Below are 15,234 nucleotides of genomic sequence, written 5' to 3'. Positions count from 1 at the left end.
CGGGCAGCCGCGCGACGGGTGAGACAGATGGCACTGATCGGACGAATGAACTCGCTGCAGGTGGTGAAGCACACCGACTTCGGCCTCTACCTGGATGGCGGTGCGGACGGCGAGATCCTGCTGCCGAAACGCTACATCCCCAAGGATGCGCCGAGCGAGGTGGAAGACTGGCTGAACGTCTTCGTCTACTACGACAGCGAGGACAAGCTGATCGCCACCACGCTCAAGCCCAAGGTCCAGGTCGGTGGCTTCGCCAGCCTCAAGGTGCTGGATATCAACCGCATCGGCCTGTTCCTCGACTGGGGCCTGCCCAAGGACCTGCTGTTGCCGCATTCGGAAGAGAAGCGCCCGCTGCAGGTTGGCGATTACTGCGTGGTGCACGTCTTTCTCGACCAGCGCAGCCGACGCATCACCGCCACCGCGCGGCTGGATCGCTACCTGGACCGCGAGCCGGCCAGCTACCGCGTCGGCCAGGAAGTCGATCTGCTGGTGGTCGAGCCGACCGACCTCGGCTTCAAGGCGATCATCGAAGGCCGCCACTGGGGGCTGATCCACAAGAACGAGGTGTTCAAGTTCCTCCGCCCGGGCATGCAGGAGAAGGGCTACATCCGCGAGGTGCGCGCCGACGGCAAGATCAGCCTGAGCCTACAACCGGTCGGTCAGCAGGCCGCCGGCAGCCTGGCCGAACAGATCCTGGCGCGCCTGCGCGAAGCCGGCGGCAGCCTGCCGCTGAGCGACAAGAGCTCGCCGGAGGAGATCGTGCGGCTGTTCGGCGTCAGCAAGGGCAACTTCAAGAAGGCCATCGGCGGGCTCTACAAGCAGGGCCGCATCCGCATCCTCGCGGATGGCATCGAACTGGCGGAGTGATCCACCCCGCTCACTGCGCCTAGCGTGGATAACGGCGCAGCCTTATCCACCAGCAGTCGTAGGGCGCAATAAGCGAGGCGCATTGCGCCATCGGTGCGAGTCGTTGGGCCTCGCTGCGCTCGGCGCCAACCTACGGTAGCCATGCCGCATTTGCAGCTGTGATGGGAGTCCGCCACCAACCTCCGCAATCCACCTAAGCTCTTTCGCTGCGCGGCCACCCTGGCCGTCGGTACGGGAGAAGAAGGATGCTCGAAGGCGGCTGCCTGTGTGGTGGGGTGCGCTATGAATACGACGGCGAGATCGAGGAGATCTCCATGTGCCACTGCTCCATGTGCCGCAAGGCCCAGGGTGCGGCCTACGTCCCGGTCGGCCCGGTGGATGCGGCGCGGCTGCGTTTCGTGCAGGGCGAGGAGCTGCTCAAGGAATATCGGGCGATCCCGCTCAAGGCGCGGGTGTTCTGCAGCCACTGCGGCAGTCCTATCTACAGCGCCCGTGATGATCTGCCGGGCGTGCGGCGGCTGCGACTGGGCACACTGGATACGCCGATCAGCTGCAACAAGCGCTACCACATCTACGTGGACTCCAAGGCCGAATGGGAAACCATTGGCGATGGTCATCCGCAGTTCGCCAAGATGCCGCCAGGTTGAGCGGGCGCCGGGCCTCAGGTGGCCTGGGTAGCGCTGCAGGCACCTTCGACAGTCCGGTAGTGCAGTACCTCGGGGAAGGGCTCGTAGAAGTGGTGCAGCAGCCGTTTCCACTGCTGATACTCGGCCGAACCACGGAAGCCCACCTCGTGATCCTCCAGGCTCTGCCAGACCACCAGCAGCAGGTATTGGTCAGGCCGCTCCAGGCAGCGCTGCAGCTGGTGCGAGACGAAACCCGGCATGCCCGAGATGATTTTCTGTGCCTGCAGGAACGCCGCCTCGAACTGGCTCTCCTGACCCGGCCTGACCTGCAGTGATGCGACTTCGAGAATCATGTTCGAGCCTTCCTTGAAGCGGGATGGGAGATCAGCGTGCGGATGAGTGCGTGTGGCTGTGCCGTTCGAATTCCGCGCCACCTGGTTGCGTTGTTCCCCGGTGTTTCCTGGCGGATTACGCCGCTCGCGGCTAATCCACCCTACGCCAGCACCGAGCCTCCGTAGGGTGGATAACGGCCCGGCCTTATCCACCACCAGTCGTAAGGCGCAATAAGCAAAGCGCATTGCGCCGCCGCTCGGGGCCAAACCACAGCGAAAAAACGCAGCGCCTGGCGGACGACCGTCACACCGTGGATGCCGCGTGGTGGATTACGCCGCATGCGGCTAATCCACCCTACGACTGCACGAGCTCCGTAGGGTGGATAACGGCGCAGCCTTATCCACCCATATCTTCCGAGGACGCCATAAGCACAGCGCATTGCGCCATCGGTGCCGGGTGCGGGATAGGCCGCTCCTTGGGCCTTGCTACGCTCGGCGCCAACCTACTGTAGGTTGGGCCGCAAGGCCCAACGGAGGAGCCACCCGCGCCGTCAGCAGGCCGTCTCGCCACCATCGGCAACGATCATCTGGCCGGTGACGTAGGCGCTCGCCGGGCTGGCGAGGAAGACCGCGACGCCGGCGATGTCCACCGGGTCGCCGATGCGCCGCAGCGGCGTCTTCTGCTCGGCAACACGCACCCGCTCCGGGTCATCCAGCAACGCCTGGGCGAAGTCGGTGCGGATCAGCCCCGGGGCGATGGAGTTGACGCGGATGCCCTTCGGCCCCCATTCCACCGCCAGGTTGCGTGCCAGGGCCGCCTCGGCGGCCTTGGATACGCCGTAGGTGCCGATCACGCTGTTGCCGCGCAGGCCGGCGATGCTCGACAGCAGGATCACCGAACCCTCGCCACGCTCGGCCATCTGCGGCACGACCATGTTGGCCAGCCAGAAGGTGCCCTTGACGTTGGTCTGCATGATCTTGTCCCAGGCTTCGTCGCTGATCTCCAGGGTGGTGCCGTAGACCGGGTTGGTGGCGGCATTGCAGACCAGTACGTCGATGCGGCCCCAGGTCTGCAGGGTGGTGTCGACCAGGCGCTGCAGATCGTCCTTGCGGCCGACGTGGCAGGCCACGGCGAGGGCCTCGTAGCCCTTGGCCTTGAGCTCTGCGGCGACCTGCTCGCAGGCCTCGGCCTTGCGGCTGGAAATCACTACCTTGGCGCCGCAGCGCGCCAGCTCCTCGGCGATGGAGCGGCCGATGCCCTTGGTCGAGCCGGTGATCAGGGCGACCTTGCCGGTCAGGTCGAACAGCGGATTGTTCATGGGTTCTCTCCTGGGTGAGGGGTCAGAGTTTCATGCCGGGCATGTTCAGCGAGGCGGTGTTGCCGCCATCGACCGGCAGTGTCTGGCCGGTGATGAAGCTGGCGTCGTCACTGGCGAGAAAGGCGATGGCTGCGGCGACCTCCTCGGGACGACCGTAGCGACGCAGTTCGGCGCGGCCACCGAGTTTCTCTTCCTTGCCCTTGGCGCGGGCCAGGTCGAAGATCGGCTGGGTCATGCCGGTTTCCACCAGGCCCGGACAGACTGCATTCACCCGCACGTTGAACTCGCCCAGATCACAGGCGCTGGTCTGGGTCAGGTTGATCACCGCCGCCTTCGAGGCGCTGTAGGCGTTGCCGCCGGCACCGGAGCGGATGCCCGCCACCGAGGCGGTGTTGACGATGGCGCCCTGGCGCCGCTCACACATGTGCCGGCTGACGTACTGGGTGAAGAACATCGGCCCGAGCAGATTGACCGCGAGGATCTTCTGCCAGTCGTCCGGGTTCTGCTGGGTGATCGGTGGATGGCTGGTGCCGGCGATGCCGGCGTTGTTGCAGAGCACGTCGATCTGGCCGAAGCGTGCCAGAGCGTCGTTCACCAGCGCCTGCACTGCAGCTTCGTCGGAGACGTCCATCTGCCGCGACAGTACCTCGCAGCCGGCGGGTAGAAGTGCAACGGTCGCCGCCAGCCCCTCGGCCGACCAGTCCGCCAGTACCAGGCGTGCGCCTTCGGCAGCCAGTCGTTGCGCGGTTGCCCGGCCGATGCCGCTGCCGGCGCCGGTTACCAGTGCCACTCGATCGGTGAAACGCATAGCCAGATACCTCCATCCGTGCGGGTTGTGAGGCGGTTGAATCTGGCAGCGGGGTAGGGGCGCGTCAATTTTGGCCGGCCATCATCAGCAGGGGTGATGCAGGATCACAGGCCGGTATCCGCGCGAAAGCAGCGCGCTAGCGCTGAGCAGGACCCTCGACTGCGGCGAAAGCTCCAGGGTCTCAGGCGCGCCGGCACGGGCGCACCCGCCTGGTCGCTTGGCAACCAGGCGGGTGCGCAGAGGCTCTCGGAAGATCCAGGGAGGAACGCGCTCAGAGGTCGTAGCTGACGCCGACGAAGGCGCTGCGACCCATCAGGATGTGATCGATCGACTGGGCTACCTCGTCGCGCCTGGTGTTGGTCAGGTTGTTCAGCCCGGCGGTGAAGGCAAGCGCCTCGGTCGCCTTGAACTTCGCCCCCAGGTTGAGCGTGTGATAGGCGCCGGATTCGCGATTGCTGCCGCGCGCCGGCACGTAGAGCCACTGGCTGCCGGTGTACTGGTAGTCCAGGGTCATGCCCAGGCTGGGCAGCAGCTGCCAGTCGATGCCCAGGTTGGCCAGGTGCTCCGGGGTATTGCTCAGCGGCCTTTCGGTGTCGCGGTCTTCGGCGTCGGAGAAGGTGTAGTTGGCGCGCAGCGCCAGCGCCTCGTTCAGCGCGTAGCGACCGTGCACCTCGTAACCCTGCACCCGCGCCTGGCTGACATTGGTGTAGGTCATCACCGGCGGGCGGTAACCCTGGGCCGGGCGCCAGCTGTCGCTGACGATCATGTCCTCGATATCGTTGTGGAAGAACATGATCCCGGCTTCCAGGCGACCGTCCTGGTAGAGGGTGCCGAATTCCTTGCTGATCGAGGTTTCCGGCTTGAGATCGGCGTTGCCGACCACCGTGCACATGCCGCGGCAGGCCAGCACGCCGTAGCTGGGATCGGCTTGGGAGATGCTTGGCGCCTTGAATGCCTTGCCGACGCCGCCCTTGAGCACCCAGCTGTCGCTCAGGCGATAGATGCCGTAGATCCGCGGGCTGAACTCGGCGCCGAAGGTTTCGTGATGATCCCAGCGCCCGCCGACGGTGATCGCCAGGTCGCCGAAGGCGAATTCGTCCTGCAGGTAGAGGGCCTGCTGGTCGACATTGGTCTGGTTGCCGAGGTTCTGGTTGTGGCTCAGCTCGCTGCGGCGCAGCTCGGCGCCGGCAGTCAGCAGGTGACTGCCAATGTCGGTGGAAACCTGGCCGTCGAGGGTGTGGTTTTCCTGCTCGACCTCGCCGACCTTGCGCCGCAGGCTGGTCATCAGCTGCGAGTCATCGGTCAGCTCGACGTTCTCGTAGTAGTAGCGCAGGCGCGAGTCGAAGTTCTCCCAGTTGCCGTTGTGGGCGATGCCGAGACTGCTGCGCTGCATCTCCTGCGCGTTGGTGGTCAGCGGCGCCGGGGCGCCGGCGTTGTTCCAGCGGCCCTTGCGGTCATCCTCGCGATGGCTGATGTCCAGGTCGATGCTCTGCTGCTCGTCGAGCAGCCAGCTGAGGCTGCCGAAGACACTGGCGGCCTGGCGCTGTTCGGCGGCGTCGGTGCCGCGCAGGCTGAGTTGGTCGCTCTGCCAGGCGGCCTGGTCGACATGCTCGACGATCAGGTTGCCGAGCAGGCGGCCTTCGACCAGCGGGCCGCTGAGGTAGGCGCTGGTCTTGTGGCTGTCGCCGTTGTCACCCTCGGTGGGCGTCTCGTAGCTGTAGGCCACGCCGGCGGCGAGGCTATCGGTCGGCTGACGCAGGATTACGTTGACCACGCCACCGAGTGCATCGGCGCCATACAGCGAGGACATCGGCCCGCGGATGACCTCGATGCGCTCGATCGCGCTCATCGGGATCGACGACAGGTCGAAGTCGTTGGCGTAGTTGGAGGTCAGCGCATCACGCGAATTGATCCGCCGGCCATTGAGCAGCAGCAGGGTATAGTCCGAGTCCAGGCCGCGGATCTTGATTTCCTTGCGGCCGTAGCCGGAGCTGGTGTTGATGTGCACGCCCGGCAGGGTCTTCACCGCGTCGGCGAGGGTGTAGACCGGCAGCTTGTCGAGTTCCTGACGAGTGATCACCGAGACGCTGGCAGGCGCGCTCAGCTCGTTGTGGGCGGTCTGGCTGGCGGTGATGACGGTCTTGTCCAGGGCGATCGGCGCGTCGGCCTGGGCGGCGCAGGCGATCAGCGCGACCAGCAGGCCGAGGCTGCTGCGCAGGGGGAGGGAGGTGGGATGTTTCCTTGCGTATGGCATTGCTTGCTCCAGTTCAGCTGCGTTCATGGGGGTGTTGCGCACGCTTCGGGCAACGCTCGACCCGCTTGCCGTTTTGTTTTTGCGCCTGATCGGCGCGCCTCGGATATGGATGCCGAGCGGGGTCGGGGCCGGATGGGCGCGCATGCTAGTACTGGATCTTGATGCAATCAATAATAATTCGCATTATTGATGTATTCTTTGGCGGGTGCCCGTACTGCATGCTGGGCATCGAGCGACGCCGTCTGGCACGGCGTTTCGGAAGGGGGGCGACAGCTGGCTCGCAGCACGCAACTGACGTCGCCGGGCCTATCCGTTACCCTTGCGCTCCGCTTTTTTCATCGTGTTTGCTGACGTTGTACTCGCAGGAGTTGCTATGAATCTGTCGCGCCGAGAAGTACTGGCCGGGCTTGCCGGAATTGCGGTGGTCGGCCTGGGCGCGGGCGGCGCGCGCTACTGGCTGGCTCGCCCGGATGAAGTGACCACCCACGACTACGAACTGATCGCCGCACCGCTGGATGTCGAGCTGGTCGCCGGGCACAGCACCACTGCCTGGGCCTATGGCGGACAGGTTCCGGGGCTGGAGCTGCGTGCGCGCCAGGGCGACCGGTTGCGGGTGCGTTTCATCAACAGACTGGCCGAGCCCACGACCATCCACTGGCATGGCATCCGCCTGCCGATCGACATGGATGGCGTGCCCTACGTGTCCCAGCTGCCGGTGCGCCCCGGCGAGCACTTCGACTATGAGTTCGACCTGCCGGACGCCGGCAGCTTCTGGTACCACCCGCACACCGCCAGCGGCGAGCAACTGGGGCGCGGTCTGGTCGGTGCGCTGATCGTCGATGAGCGCCACGGCAGCGGTTTTCAGCACGAGCGCACGCTGAACCTGAAAAACTGGCATCTGGACCAGCAGGGCAACTTCACCACCTTCAGTGTGCCCCGCGAGGCGGCGCGTGGCGGCACACCGGGCACGCTGTCGACGGTCAATGGCGTGCATGCACCGACATTGGAGCTGCCGGCTGGACAGGTCGTCCGGCTGCGCGTGCTCAACCTCGACAACACCCTGACCTACCGCCTCAATCTGTCCGCCGGCGAGGCGCGCATCTATGCGCTCGACGGCAATCCGGTGCGCCCGCAGTCGCTGGGCAAGGAGTACTGGCTCGGTCCCGGCATGCGCATCGAGCTTGGCCTGCGGGTGCCGGCGGCGGGTGAGGAGCTGTCGTTGCGCAACGGCCCGTTGCGTCTGGCGACGCTGAAAAGCGTTGCCAGCAGCGAGGTTGCCGGTGACTGGCCGCCAGCGTTGCCGGCGAATCCGCTGGCCGAGCCGGACCTGGCGAATGCCGAAACGCTGCGCTTCAACTTCGAGTGGGCCGGCGCGCTGAGCAGCAATCTTGCCCAGGGCGCCGCGCACAGCTTCTGGCAGATCAATGGCCAGGCGTGGGATATCAACGATGTATCCTGTGCCGAGCGACCGATTGCCAGCCTCCAACTCGGCCGCAGCTATATCTTCGAATTGCGCAACCTGAGCCAGTATCAGCATCCGATTCATCTGCACGGCATGACGTTCAAGGTGCTGTCGTCCAATCGGCGGCAGATCGAGCCCTGGTTCACCGATACCTTTCTGCTGGGCAAGAACGAGACGGCACGCATCGCCCTGGTCGCCGATAACCCGGGCACCTGGATGTTCCATTGCCACGTCATCGATCACATGGAGACCGGCCTGATGGCGGCGATCGAGGTGGTCTGATCGACTGGCTTGACTCGCCGGCGCGGCGCTTCAGACTAGGCGCCCCGTTTCGCCATTTGTGCAGCCCATGAAGAAGATCCAGATCATCGACCGCAGCCACGACCAGCGCTTCATGACGCTGGCGCTGGAGCAGGCGCGCCTGGGCGGCGAGCGTGGCGAGGTGCCGGTGGGCGCGGTGCTGGTGCAGGAGGGGGAGGTGATCGGGCGTGGCTTCAACTGTCCGATCGGCAGCCATGATCCCAGCGCTCATGCCGAGATGGTGGCGATTCGCGACGCTGCGCGGCAGCTGGAGAACTATCGACTGCCCGGCAGCACCCTCTACGTCACCCTCGAGCCCTGCAGCATGTGCGCCGGGCTGATCGTGCACTCACGCATTGCTCGGGTGGTTTACGGCACCACCGAGCCCAAGGCCGGGGTGGCGGTCAGCCAGGGCGACTTCTTTTCCCAGGGCTTTCTCAATCATCGGGTGCTGGTCGAGGGCGGGGTGCTGGCCGAGGCCTGCAGCGAGCTGTTGCGCGAGTTCTTTCGTCAGCGCCGCGAGCGCCCGGGCTAGTGGCCTGGCTGGCTGATTCAGCCTGAGTCGGCAGCAGACGCTGTCAGGCCGAGTAGCAGGTGCTCGCCGCCTGGCAGGGGGTGACTACAGCGGCGGTAGTTGCTCGACGCCGTTGCCCGGCCTGTGACTGTTCGGTGCGGGGATATGCAGACCGCTTTCGGCGAGTTCGCCACCTTCGAGTTGCGGCTGGGTGACCCAGGTGAGGATGTCGTAATAGCGGCGGATGTTGGCGACGAAGTGCACCGGCTCGCCGCCGCGCGCGTAGCCGTAGCGGGTCTTGCTGTACCACTGCTTCTGCGACAGTCGCGGCAGGATCTTCTTCACGTCCAGCCACTTGTTCGGATTGAGTCCTTCGGCCTCGGTCAGCCGCCTTGCGTCTTCCAGATGACCGCCGCCAACGTTGTAGGCGGCGAGGGCGAACCAGGTGCGGTCGGGCTCCTCGATCGACTCGGGCAGCCCCTGGTGTACATGGACGAAATAGCGCGCGCCGCCATCGATGCTCTGCTTGGGATCGAGGCGGTTGGATACGCCCATCGCCTGGGCGGTACGCTGGGTCAGCATCATCAGGCCGCGCACGCCGGTCTTGGAGGTGGCGGTGGGTTGCCAGAGGGATTCCTGGTAGCCGATCGCGGCGAGCAGCCGCCAGTCCACGCCGTTCTGCTCGGCGGCCTGGCGAAACATCTTCTCGTAGCGCGGCAGGCGTTGCTGCAGGTGCTTGGCGAAGGTGTAGGCGCCGACATAGCCGAGCACGTCGACATGCCCGTAGTAGCGTTCGGTCAGTCGCTGCAGGGTGCCGTTGTCGCGCGAGCGATGCAGGAACAGATCGATTTCGGTGAGCAGGCTGCGGTCTTCGCCGGCGGCAACCGCCCAGCTCATCGGTAGCGGGTCGCCCAGATCGAAGGCAACCCTGACGTTGGGGAAATACACCTGGTTCATCGCCAGTTCGTTGGCGTTGACCAGGGTGAAGTCGATCTGGCCTTCGTCGACCATGCGCAGCAGGTCGACGATCTCGACGGCGTCGGATTCTTCAAAGGCCAGCTCCGGCAGCGACGGGCGGAGTGCGGCGAGCTGCTCGGCGTGGCTGCTGCCCTTGAGCACCATGATGCGCTTGCCGGGCAGGGCGGCGGTGCCGGTCGGTCTGCGTTGCCCACTGCGGTAGACGATCTGTGGCGCGACATCGAGGTAGCTGGTGGAGAATCGGGCAAGGTTGTCACGGCCGCTGGTGGCGATCAGCCCGGCGGCAGCCAGATGGGGGCCATCCGGCTGGTTGAGGCGGGTGAACAGGTCTTCCAGGTTGTCTGCCGTCTCGACCTGCAGCTCTACGCCCAGGTCATCGGCAAAACGCTTGACCAGTTCGTATTCGAAGCCGGTTTCGCCGTTGCGATCCTGGAAGTAGGTGGAGGGGCTGTTGCGAGTGATCACCCGCAGTACTCCCTCCTTCTGTACGCGCTCGAGGGTAGTGGGCTGAGGTTCGCTACAGCCACCGAGCAGCAGAAGGATTCCGGTCGCCATCAGCCAGGCGGCAGTGCGCATGCGGAACGCGGGTCGGGCAAACATCGGCGCAGTATACGCAAAGGTCCCCGGGTGCCATATCTCGACAGCCGGGTGCTTCTCTGCTAGCTGCGGTGCGCCGCGCACGGATGCCGCCCGCGGTGCTTTGCGCTAGAATGCGCACCCTTCAAACATCCCCTTCCCCAGAGGCTGTCCCGACGATGTTGATCCTGCGCGGCGCTCCCGCCCTTTCCGCCTTTCGCCACGGCAAACTGCTCGACCTGCTGAGGGCTCGCGTGCCTGCGGTGACCGGCCTCTATGCGGAGTTCGCGCACTTTGCGCAGACCCGCGGCGCCCTGGGCGACGACGAGCAGAAGGTGCTGGCGCGACTGCTGAAGTACGGGCCGAGCGTGCCGGTGCAGGAGCCCGCCGGTCGACTGTTCCTGGTGGTGCCGCGTCTGGGCACCATCTCGCCCTGGTCGAGCAAGGCCAGCGACATCGCGCGCAACTGCGGTCTGGGCAAGATCGAGCGCCTCGAGCGCGGCATTGCCTATTACGTCAGTGGCGAGCTGTCCGCGGCTGACGCGCAGACCGTTGCAGCGCTGCTGCACGATCGCATGACCCAGCGCGTGCTGGCGGGCATGGAAGAGGCGCAGAGCCTGTTCAGCCAGGCCCAGCCGCGGCCGCTGACCGCGGTGGACATTCTCGGCGGCGGTCGCGCCGCCCTGGAGCAGGCCAACGTCCAGTTGGGCCTGGCCCTGGCCGAGGACGAGATCGACTATCTGCTGAAGAATTTCGTCGCGCTGGGGCGCAACCCGCACGACGTCGAGCTGATGATGTTCGCCCAGGCGAACTCCGAGCACTGCCGGCACAAGATCTTCAATGCCAGCTGGGACATCGACGGCGAAAGCCAGGAAAAGTCGCTGTTCGGCATGATCAAGAACACCTACGAGATGCACCGCGAAGGCGTGCTGTCCGCCTACAAGGACAACGCCTCGGTGATCGAAGGCTTCACCGCCGGGCGCTTCTACCCGAATCCTGAAACCGGTGAGTACGCCGCGGTTCAGGAGCCGGTGCATATCCTGATGAAGGTCGAGACGCACAACCACCCGACCGCGATCGCGCCCTTCCCGGGGGCTTCGACCGGCTCCGGCGGCGAGATCCGCGATGAGGGTGCTACCGGTCGCGGCGCCAAGCCCAAGGCCGGCCTCACCGGCTTCACCGTCTCCAACCTGAACATCCCCGACTTCGTCCAACCGTGGGAAAAGCCCTACGGCAAGCCCGAGCGCATCGTCACCGCGCTGGACATCATGATCGAGGGCCCGCTCGGCGGTGCCGCCTTCAACAATGAGTTCGGCCGTCCGGCGCTGACCGGCTACTTCCGTACCTTCGAGCAGGCGGTCGACAGCCCGCGTGGCGAGGAAGTGCGTGGCTACCACAAGCCGATCATGCTCGCCGGCGGCCTGGGCAACATCCGTGCCGACCACGTGCAGAAAGGCGAGATATCGGTTGGTGCCAAGCTGATCGTTCTCGGCGGCCCGGCGATGCTGATCGGCCTGGGCGGCGGCGCGGCTTCGTCGATGGCCACCGGTGCCAGCTCGGCGGACCTCGACTTCGCTTCGGTGCAGCGCGACAACCCGGAGATGGAGCGCCGCTGCCAGGAGGTCATCGACCGCTGCTGGCAGCTCGGTGAGCAGAACCCGATCAAGTTCATCCATGACGTCGGCGCCGGCGGCATCTCCAATGCCCTGCCGGAGCTGATCAACGACGGCGGCCGTGGCGGTCGCTTCGAGCTGCGCAACGTGCCCAACGACGAGCCGGGCATGAGCCCGCTGGAGATCTGGTGCAACGAGTCGCAGGAGCGCTACGTGATGTCGGTCGACAGTGCCGACTTCGAGCGCTTCAAGGCGATCTGCGAGCGTGAGCGTTGCCCGTTCGCGGTGGTTGGCGAGGCAATTGCCGAGCCGCAGCTGACGGTCTCCGACAGCCACTTCGGCAACAACCCGGTGGACATGCCGCTGGAAGTGCTGCTCGGCAAGCCACCGCGCATGCACCGCAGCGCCAGCCGCGAGGCCGAGCGCGGCGACGCCTTCAACGCCGCCAGCGTCGATCTGGACGAGGCGCTCAAGCGCGTGCTGCATCACCCGGCGGTGGCCAGCAAGAGTTTCCTTATCACCATCGGCGATCGCAGCATCACCGGCCTGGTGGCGCGCGATCAGATGGTCGGCCCCTGGCAGGTGCCGGTGGCCGATTGCGCAGTCACTGCGACCAGCTTCGACGTCTACACCGGCGAGGCCATGGCAATGGGCGAGCGCACGCCGCTGGCGCTGCTCGACGCGCCGGCCTCCGGGCGCATGGCTGTCGGCGAGGCGATCACCAACCTGGCCGCCGCGCGCATCGACAAGCTTTCCGACATCAAGCTGTCGGCCAACTGGATGGCGGCGGCCGGGCATCCCGGTGAAGACGCCCGTCTGTACGACACCGTCGCGGCGGTCGGCATGCAGCTGTGCCCGGCGCTGGGCATCAGCATTCCGGTGGGCAAGGACTCGATGTCGATGAAGACCCGCTGGCAGGAGGAGGGCGTCGACAAGAGCGTGACCTCGCCGCTGTCGCTGGTCATCTCCGGCTTCGCGCCGGTGCAGGACGTGCGCCGTACCCTGACGCCGCAACTGCGCTTGGACAAGGGCGAGACCGACCTGATCCTGATCGACCTGGGTCGCGGGCAGAACCGCATGGGCGGCTCGATCCTGGCGCAGACCCATGCTCAGCTCGGTCAGCAGGTGCCGGACGTTGACGACGCCGAGGATCTCAAGGCGTTCTTTGCGGTGATCCAGGGGCTGAACCAGGACAACCTGCTGCTGGCCTATCACGACCGCTCCGACGGCGGTCTGCTGACCACGGCGCTGGAGATGGCCTTTGCTGGCCATTGCGGCCTGGCGCTGAACCTCGACGGCCTGGCCGAGAGCCGCGAAGAGCTGGCGGCGGTGCTGTTCAACGAGGAGCTGGGTGCGCTGATCCAGGTGCGCCAGGATGCCGTTGAGGAAGTGCTGGCGCAGTTCAGCTCGGCGGGTCTGGGCGACTGCGTGGCGGTGATCGGCAAGCCGCTCAATAGCGCGGAAGTCAGCCTGCGCTTTGAGGGGGCGGTGGTGCTGCAGGGCGATCGCCGCCTGTTGCAGCGGCAGTGGAGCGAGACCAGCTATCGCATTCAGCGTCTGCGCGACAACGCCAGCTGCGCCGACCAGGAGTTCGATGCCCTGCTGGATGAAGAGAATCCCGGCCTGAGCGTCAAGCTCGGCTTCGACGTCAACGAGGACATCGCTGCGCCCTACATCAACACCGGCGTGCGACCGAAGGTGGCGGTGCTGCGCGAGCAGGGCGTCAACGGCCAGGTGGAGATGGCTGCGGCCTTCGACCGCGCCGGTTTCGCCGCGATCGACGTGCACATGAGCGACATCCTTGCCGGCCGCATCGATCTGGCGCAGTTCAAGGGGCTGGTCGCCTGCGGCGGTTTCTCCTATGGCGACGTGCTCGGTGCCGGCGAGGGCTGGGCCAAGTCGGTGCTGTTCAATGCCCGCGCCCGCGAAGGCTTCCAGGCCTTCTTCGAGCGCCGCGACAGCTTTGCGCTGGGCGTGTGCAATGGCTGCCAGATGATGAGCAACCTGCACGAGCTGATCCCCGGCACCGAGAACTGGCCGCACTTCGTGCGCAACCGCTCGGAGCAGTTCGAGGCGCGCGTGGCGATGGTCCAGGTGCAGGAGTCGGCATCGATCTTCCTGCAGGGCATGGCCGGCTCGCGCCTGCCGATCGCCATCGCCCACGGCGAGGGCCATGCCGAGTTCGAGAGTGCCGAGGCGCTGCTCGAGGCCGACCTGTCCGGCTCGGTTGCGCTGCGCTTCATCGACAACCACGGCAAGGTCACCGAGAACTATCCGGCCAACCCCAACGGCTCGCCGCGCGGCATCACCGGCCTGACCAGTCGCGACGGCCGGGTGACCATCATGATGCCGCACCCGGAGCGGGTGTTCCGGGCGGTGCAGAACTCCTGGCATCCCGAGGAGTGGCAGGAAGACGGTGGCTGGATGCGCATGTTCCGCAACGCGCGGGTCTGGGTCGACTGACGGATCGCTCGCCAGCAACGACGCCCTCTTCGGAGGGCGTCGTCGTTTCTACATCCTGCTGCACAGACTTTGCGGGTCTGTTGGGCTCCGCGCTGGACAGGCGTTTCAATGCGTACCAGCATTGGGTAGCCAAAGGGATTTGGGCAGAATGCCAGCATGGGGTCGACGCCGACCGGCTGCCGATCCTCAAGCCCCGGAGGTTGCATGTACAAGCTGTGTTTCTACGTTCCCGACAGCCACCTTGAGCAGGTCAAGACTGCCGTCTTCGCTGCCGGCGCCGGGCGCTTGGGCAATTATGACCAGTGCTGCTGGCAGGTTCTCGGCGAGGGGCAGTTTCGTCCATTGCCGGGCAGCAATCCGGCGCTCGGCGAGCAGGGACGGACGGAGCGCGTCGACGAATGGAAGGTGGAGCTGGTGGTCGCCGATGACGTCATCCATGCGGCGATCAAGGCGCTGAAACAGGCACATCCCTACGAGACGCCGGCGTATGACGTCTGGCGGCTGTCGGACATGGTGTTTTAGCGCTGCATGTCCGAGGCTTGAGCGGTCCTTGCGTTTGCACCCGTGCAGAACCGCTTCGATCCTGGTTTCCAGCGTGCCGCAGTCGCTACGGCCTGATTTCGATCAGCGTGCCGTCCTTCACCAGCTGCCAGATCTCGCGCATGTCGTCGTTCTTCAGCGCGATGCAGCCTTCGGTCCAGTCCAGGGTGTGGAAGTACCATTCCGGGTACTCCTCATCCACCGGGGTGCCGTGGATCATGATCATGCCGCCGGGCGGCATGCCTTCCTGGCGGGCGCGGGCCAGGTCGCGGGCGTTGGGGTAGGAAATGTGCATGGAGAGGTTGTACTTGTCGCTGTTCTTGCGCCAGTCGATCCAGTAGAAGCCTTCCGGGGTGCGCTTGTCGCCTTCGTACAGCTTGGGGCCGTCGGGCTTCTTGCCGAGCGAGACGCGGTAGGACTTCAGCGTCTCGCCACGGCTGAGCAGGTGCAGCTTGCGTTCGGATTTCACCACCAGCACCTTGTCGATGCGCGGCGTCAGATGCGGTGCGGTACTGGCCTGGCAGATCAGGCTCATGCACAGGCAGATAATGGCAAGCGACCAGCGCATCAATGCATTTCCCC

The 15,234-nt window shown here is 65.7% G+C and carries 12 protein-coding genes; 6 read left to right on the top strand and 6 right to left on the bottom strand.

Annotated elements, in window-relative coordinates; genetic code table 11:
- Window positions 1–27: 27 nt before the first annotated feature.
- Complete coding sequence (locus DBO85_RS05125; protein ID WP_108105909.1) at window positions 28–867, top strand: CvfB family protein; 840 nt, start codon at window positions 28–30, stop codon at window positions 865–867.
- A 245-nt stretch (window positions 868–1,112) separates the two neighbouring features.
- On the top strand, window positions 1,113–1,514 hold the full coding sequence (locus DBO85_RS05120) for a GFA family protein (protein ID WP_108105907.1): 402 nt from the start codon (window positions 1,113–1,115) through the stop codon (window positions 1,512–1,514).
- 14 nt (window positions 1,515–1,528) lie between these two features.
- Here the strand turns inward: DBO85_RS05120 and DBO85_RS05115 are convergent, their stop codons facing one another.
- The 4 genes from DBO85_RS05115 to DBO85_RS05100 form a co-directional block, all read right to left on the bottom strand.
- Entirely contained in the window at window positions 1,529–1,846 is a 318-nt protein-coding gene (locus DBO85_RS05115) for an antibiotic biosynthesis monooxygenase family protein (protein WP_108105905.1), read from the bottom strand.
- A 530-nt stretch (window positions 1,847–2,376) separates the two neighbouring features.
- A complete protein-coding gene (locus tag DBO85_RS05110) occupies window positions 2,377–3,144 on the bottom strand; it encodes an SDR family NAD(P)-dependent oxidoreductase (protein WP_108105903.1) in 768 nt (255 codons plus the stop codon).
- Between the two features lie 22 nt (window positions 3,145–3,166).
- Window positions 3,167–3,952, bottom strand: coding sequence for an SDR family NAD(P)-dependent oxidoreductase (locus tag DBO85_RS05105; protein ID WP_108105901.1), 786 nt, complete (start codon window positions 3,950–3,952; stop codon window positions 3,167–3,169).
- A 271-nt stretch (window positions 3,953–4,223) separates the two neighbouring features.
- A complete protein-coding gene (locus tag DBO85_RS05100) occupies window positions 4,224–6,206 on the bottom strand; it encodes a TonB-dependent receptor domain-containing protein (RefSeq protein ID WP_108105899.1) in 1,983 nt (660 codons plus the stop codon).
- Window positions 6,207–6,579: 373 nt separating this feature from the next.
- Between DBO85_RS05100 and DBO85_RS05095 the strand changes: the two genes are divergently transcribed.
- Both DBO85_RS05095 and tadA read left to right on the top strand, forming a co-directional pair.
- Window positions 6,580–7,950 (top strand): multicopper oxidase family protein, encoded by a 1,371-nt coding sequence (locus tag DBO85_RS05095; protein ID WP_108105897.1) that lies wholly within the window; start codon window positions 6,580–6,582, stop codon window positions 7,948–7,950.
- A gap of 67 nt (window positions 7,951–8,017) precedes the next feature.
- Window positions 8,018–8,503 carry a tRNA adenosine(34) deaminase TadA gene (gene tadA, locus DBO85_RS05090; RefSeq protein ID WP_108105895.1) on the top strand — a complete coding sequence of 162 codons (486 nt, stop codon included), beginning with the start codon at window positions 8,018–8,020 and terminating at the stop codon, window positions 8,501–8,503.
- Window positions 8,504–8,587: 84 nt separating this feature from the next.
- Here tadA and mltF read toward each other — a convergent pair whose 3' ends face one another.
- On the bottom strand, window positions 8,588–10,060 hold the full coding sequence (gene mltF / locus DBO85_RS05085) for a membrane-bound lytic murein transglycosylase MltF (RefSeq protein ID WP_108105893.1): 1,473 nt from the start codon (window positions 10,058–10,060) through the stop codon (window positions 8,588–8,590).
- A 155-nt stretch (window positions 10,061–10,215) separates the two neighbouring features.
- Here mltF and purL point away from each other — a divergent pair, with 155 nt between their 5' ends.
- Window positions 10,216–14,112 (top strand): phosphoribosylformylglycinamidine synthase, encoded by a 3,897-nt coding sequence (purL, locus tag DBO85_RS05080; protein ID WP_108105891.1) that lies wholly within the window; start codon window positions 10,216–10,218, stop codon window positions 14,110–14,112.
- Window positions 14,113–14,316: 204 nt separating this feature from the next.
- On the top strand, window positions 14,317–14,634 hold the full coding sequence (locus tag DBO85_RS05075; RefSeq protein WP_108105889.1) for a Nif3-like dinuclear metal center hexameric protein: 318 nt from the start codon (window positions 14,317–14,319) through the stop codon (window positions 14,632–14,634).
- Between the two features lie 85 nt (window positions 14,635–14,719).
- Here DBO85_RS05075 and DBO85_RS05070 read toward each other — a convergent pair whose 3' ends face one another.
- Window positions 14,720–15,220, bottom strand: coding sequence for a L,D-transpeptidase family protein (locus DBO85_RS05070; RefSeq protein ID WP_108105887.1), 501 nt, complete (start codon window positions 15,218–15,220; stop codon window positions 14,720–14,722).
- Window positions 15,221–15,234 lie beyond the last annotated feature (14 nt).

Origin of the sequence: Pseudomonas mangrovi, from assembly GCF_003052585.1 — a bacterium.
Lineage (GTDB): Bacteria > Pseudomonadota > Gammaproteobacteria > Pseudomonadales > Pseudomonadaceae > Aquipseudomonas > Aquipseudomonas mangrovi.
Note: the sequence above shows the minus strand (reverse complement) of the source record. Positions and strands in the feature narration are given on the sequence as shown.

Excerpts from the sequence above, each read along its gene's own strand:
- DBO85_RS05100 (WP_108105899.1), bottom strand. The coding sequence starts at position 6,206 with ATGCCATACGCAAGGAAACATCCCACCTCCCTCCCCCTGCGCAGCAGC.
- tadA (WP_108105895.1), top strand. The coding sequence starts at position 8,018 with ATGAAGAAGATCCAGATCATCGACCGCAGCCACGACCAGCGCTTCATG.
- DBO85_RS05075 (WP_108105889.1), top strand. The coding sequence starts at position 14,317 with ATGTACAAGCTGTGTTTCTACGTTCCCGACAGCCACCTTGAGCAGGTC.
- DBO85_RS05070 (WP_108105887.1), bottom strand. The coding sequence starts at position 15,220 with ATGCGCTGGTCGCTTGCCATTATCTGCCTGTGCATGAGCCTGATCTGC.
- DBO85_RS05105 (WP_108105901.1), bottom strand. The coding sequence starts at position 3,952 with ATGCGTTTCACCGATCGAGTGGCACTGGTAACCGGCGCCGGCAGCGGC.
- DBO85_RS05120 (WP_108105907.1), top strand. The coding sequence starts at position 1,113 with ATGCTCGAAGGCGGCTGCCTGTGTGGTGGGGTGCGCTATGAATACGAC.
- DBO85_RS05125 (WP_108105909.1), top strand. The coding sequence starts at position 28 with ATGGCACTGATCGGACGAATGAACTCGCTGCAGGTGGTGAAGCACACC.
- mltF (WP_108105893.1), bottom strand. The coding sequence starts at position 10,060 with ATGTTTGCCCGACCCGCGTTCCGCATGCGCACTGCCGCCTGGCTGATG.
- DBO85_RS05095 (WP_108105897.1), top strand. The coding sequence starts at position 6,580 with ATGAATCTGTCGCGCCGAGAAGTACTGGCCGGGCTTGCCGGAATTGCG.
- purL (WP_108105891.1), top strand. The coding sequence starts at position 10,216 with ATGTTGATCCTGCGCGGCGCTCCCGCCCTTTCCGCCTTTCGCCACGGC.
- DBO85_RS05110 (WP_108105903.1), bottom strand. The coding sequence starts at position 3,144 with ATGAACAATCCGCTGTTCGACCTGACCGGCAAGGTCGCCCTGATCACC.
- DBO85_RS05115 (WP_108105905.1), bottom strand. The coding sequence starts at position 1,846 with ATGATTCTCGAAGTCGCATCACTGCAGGTCAGGCCGGGTCAGGAGAGC.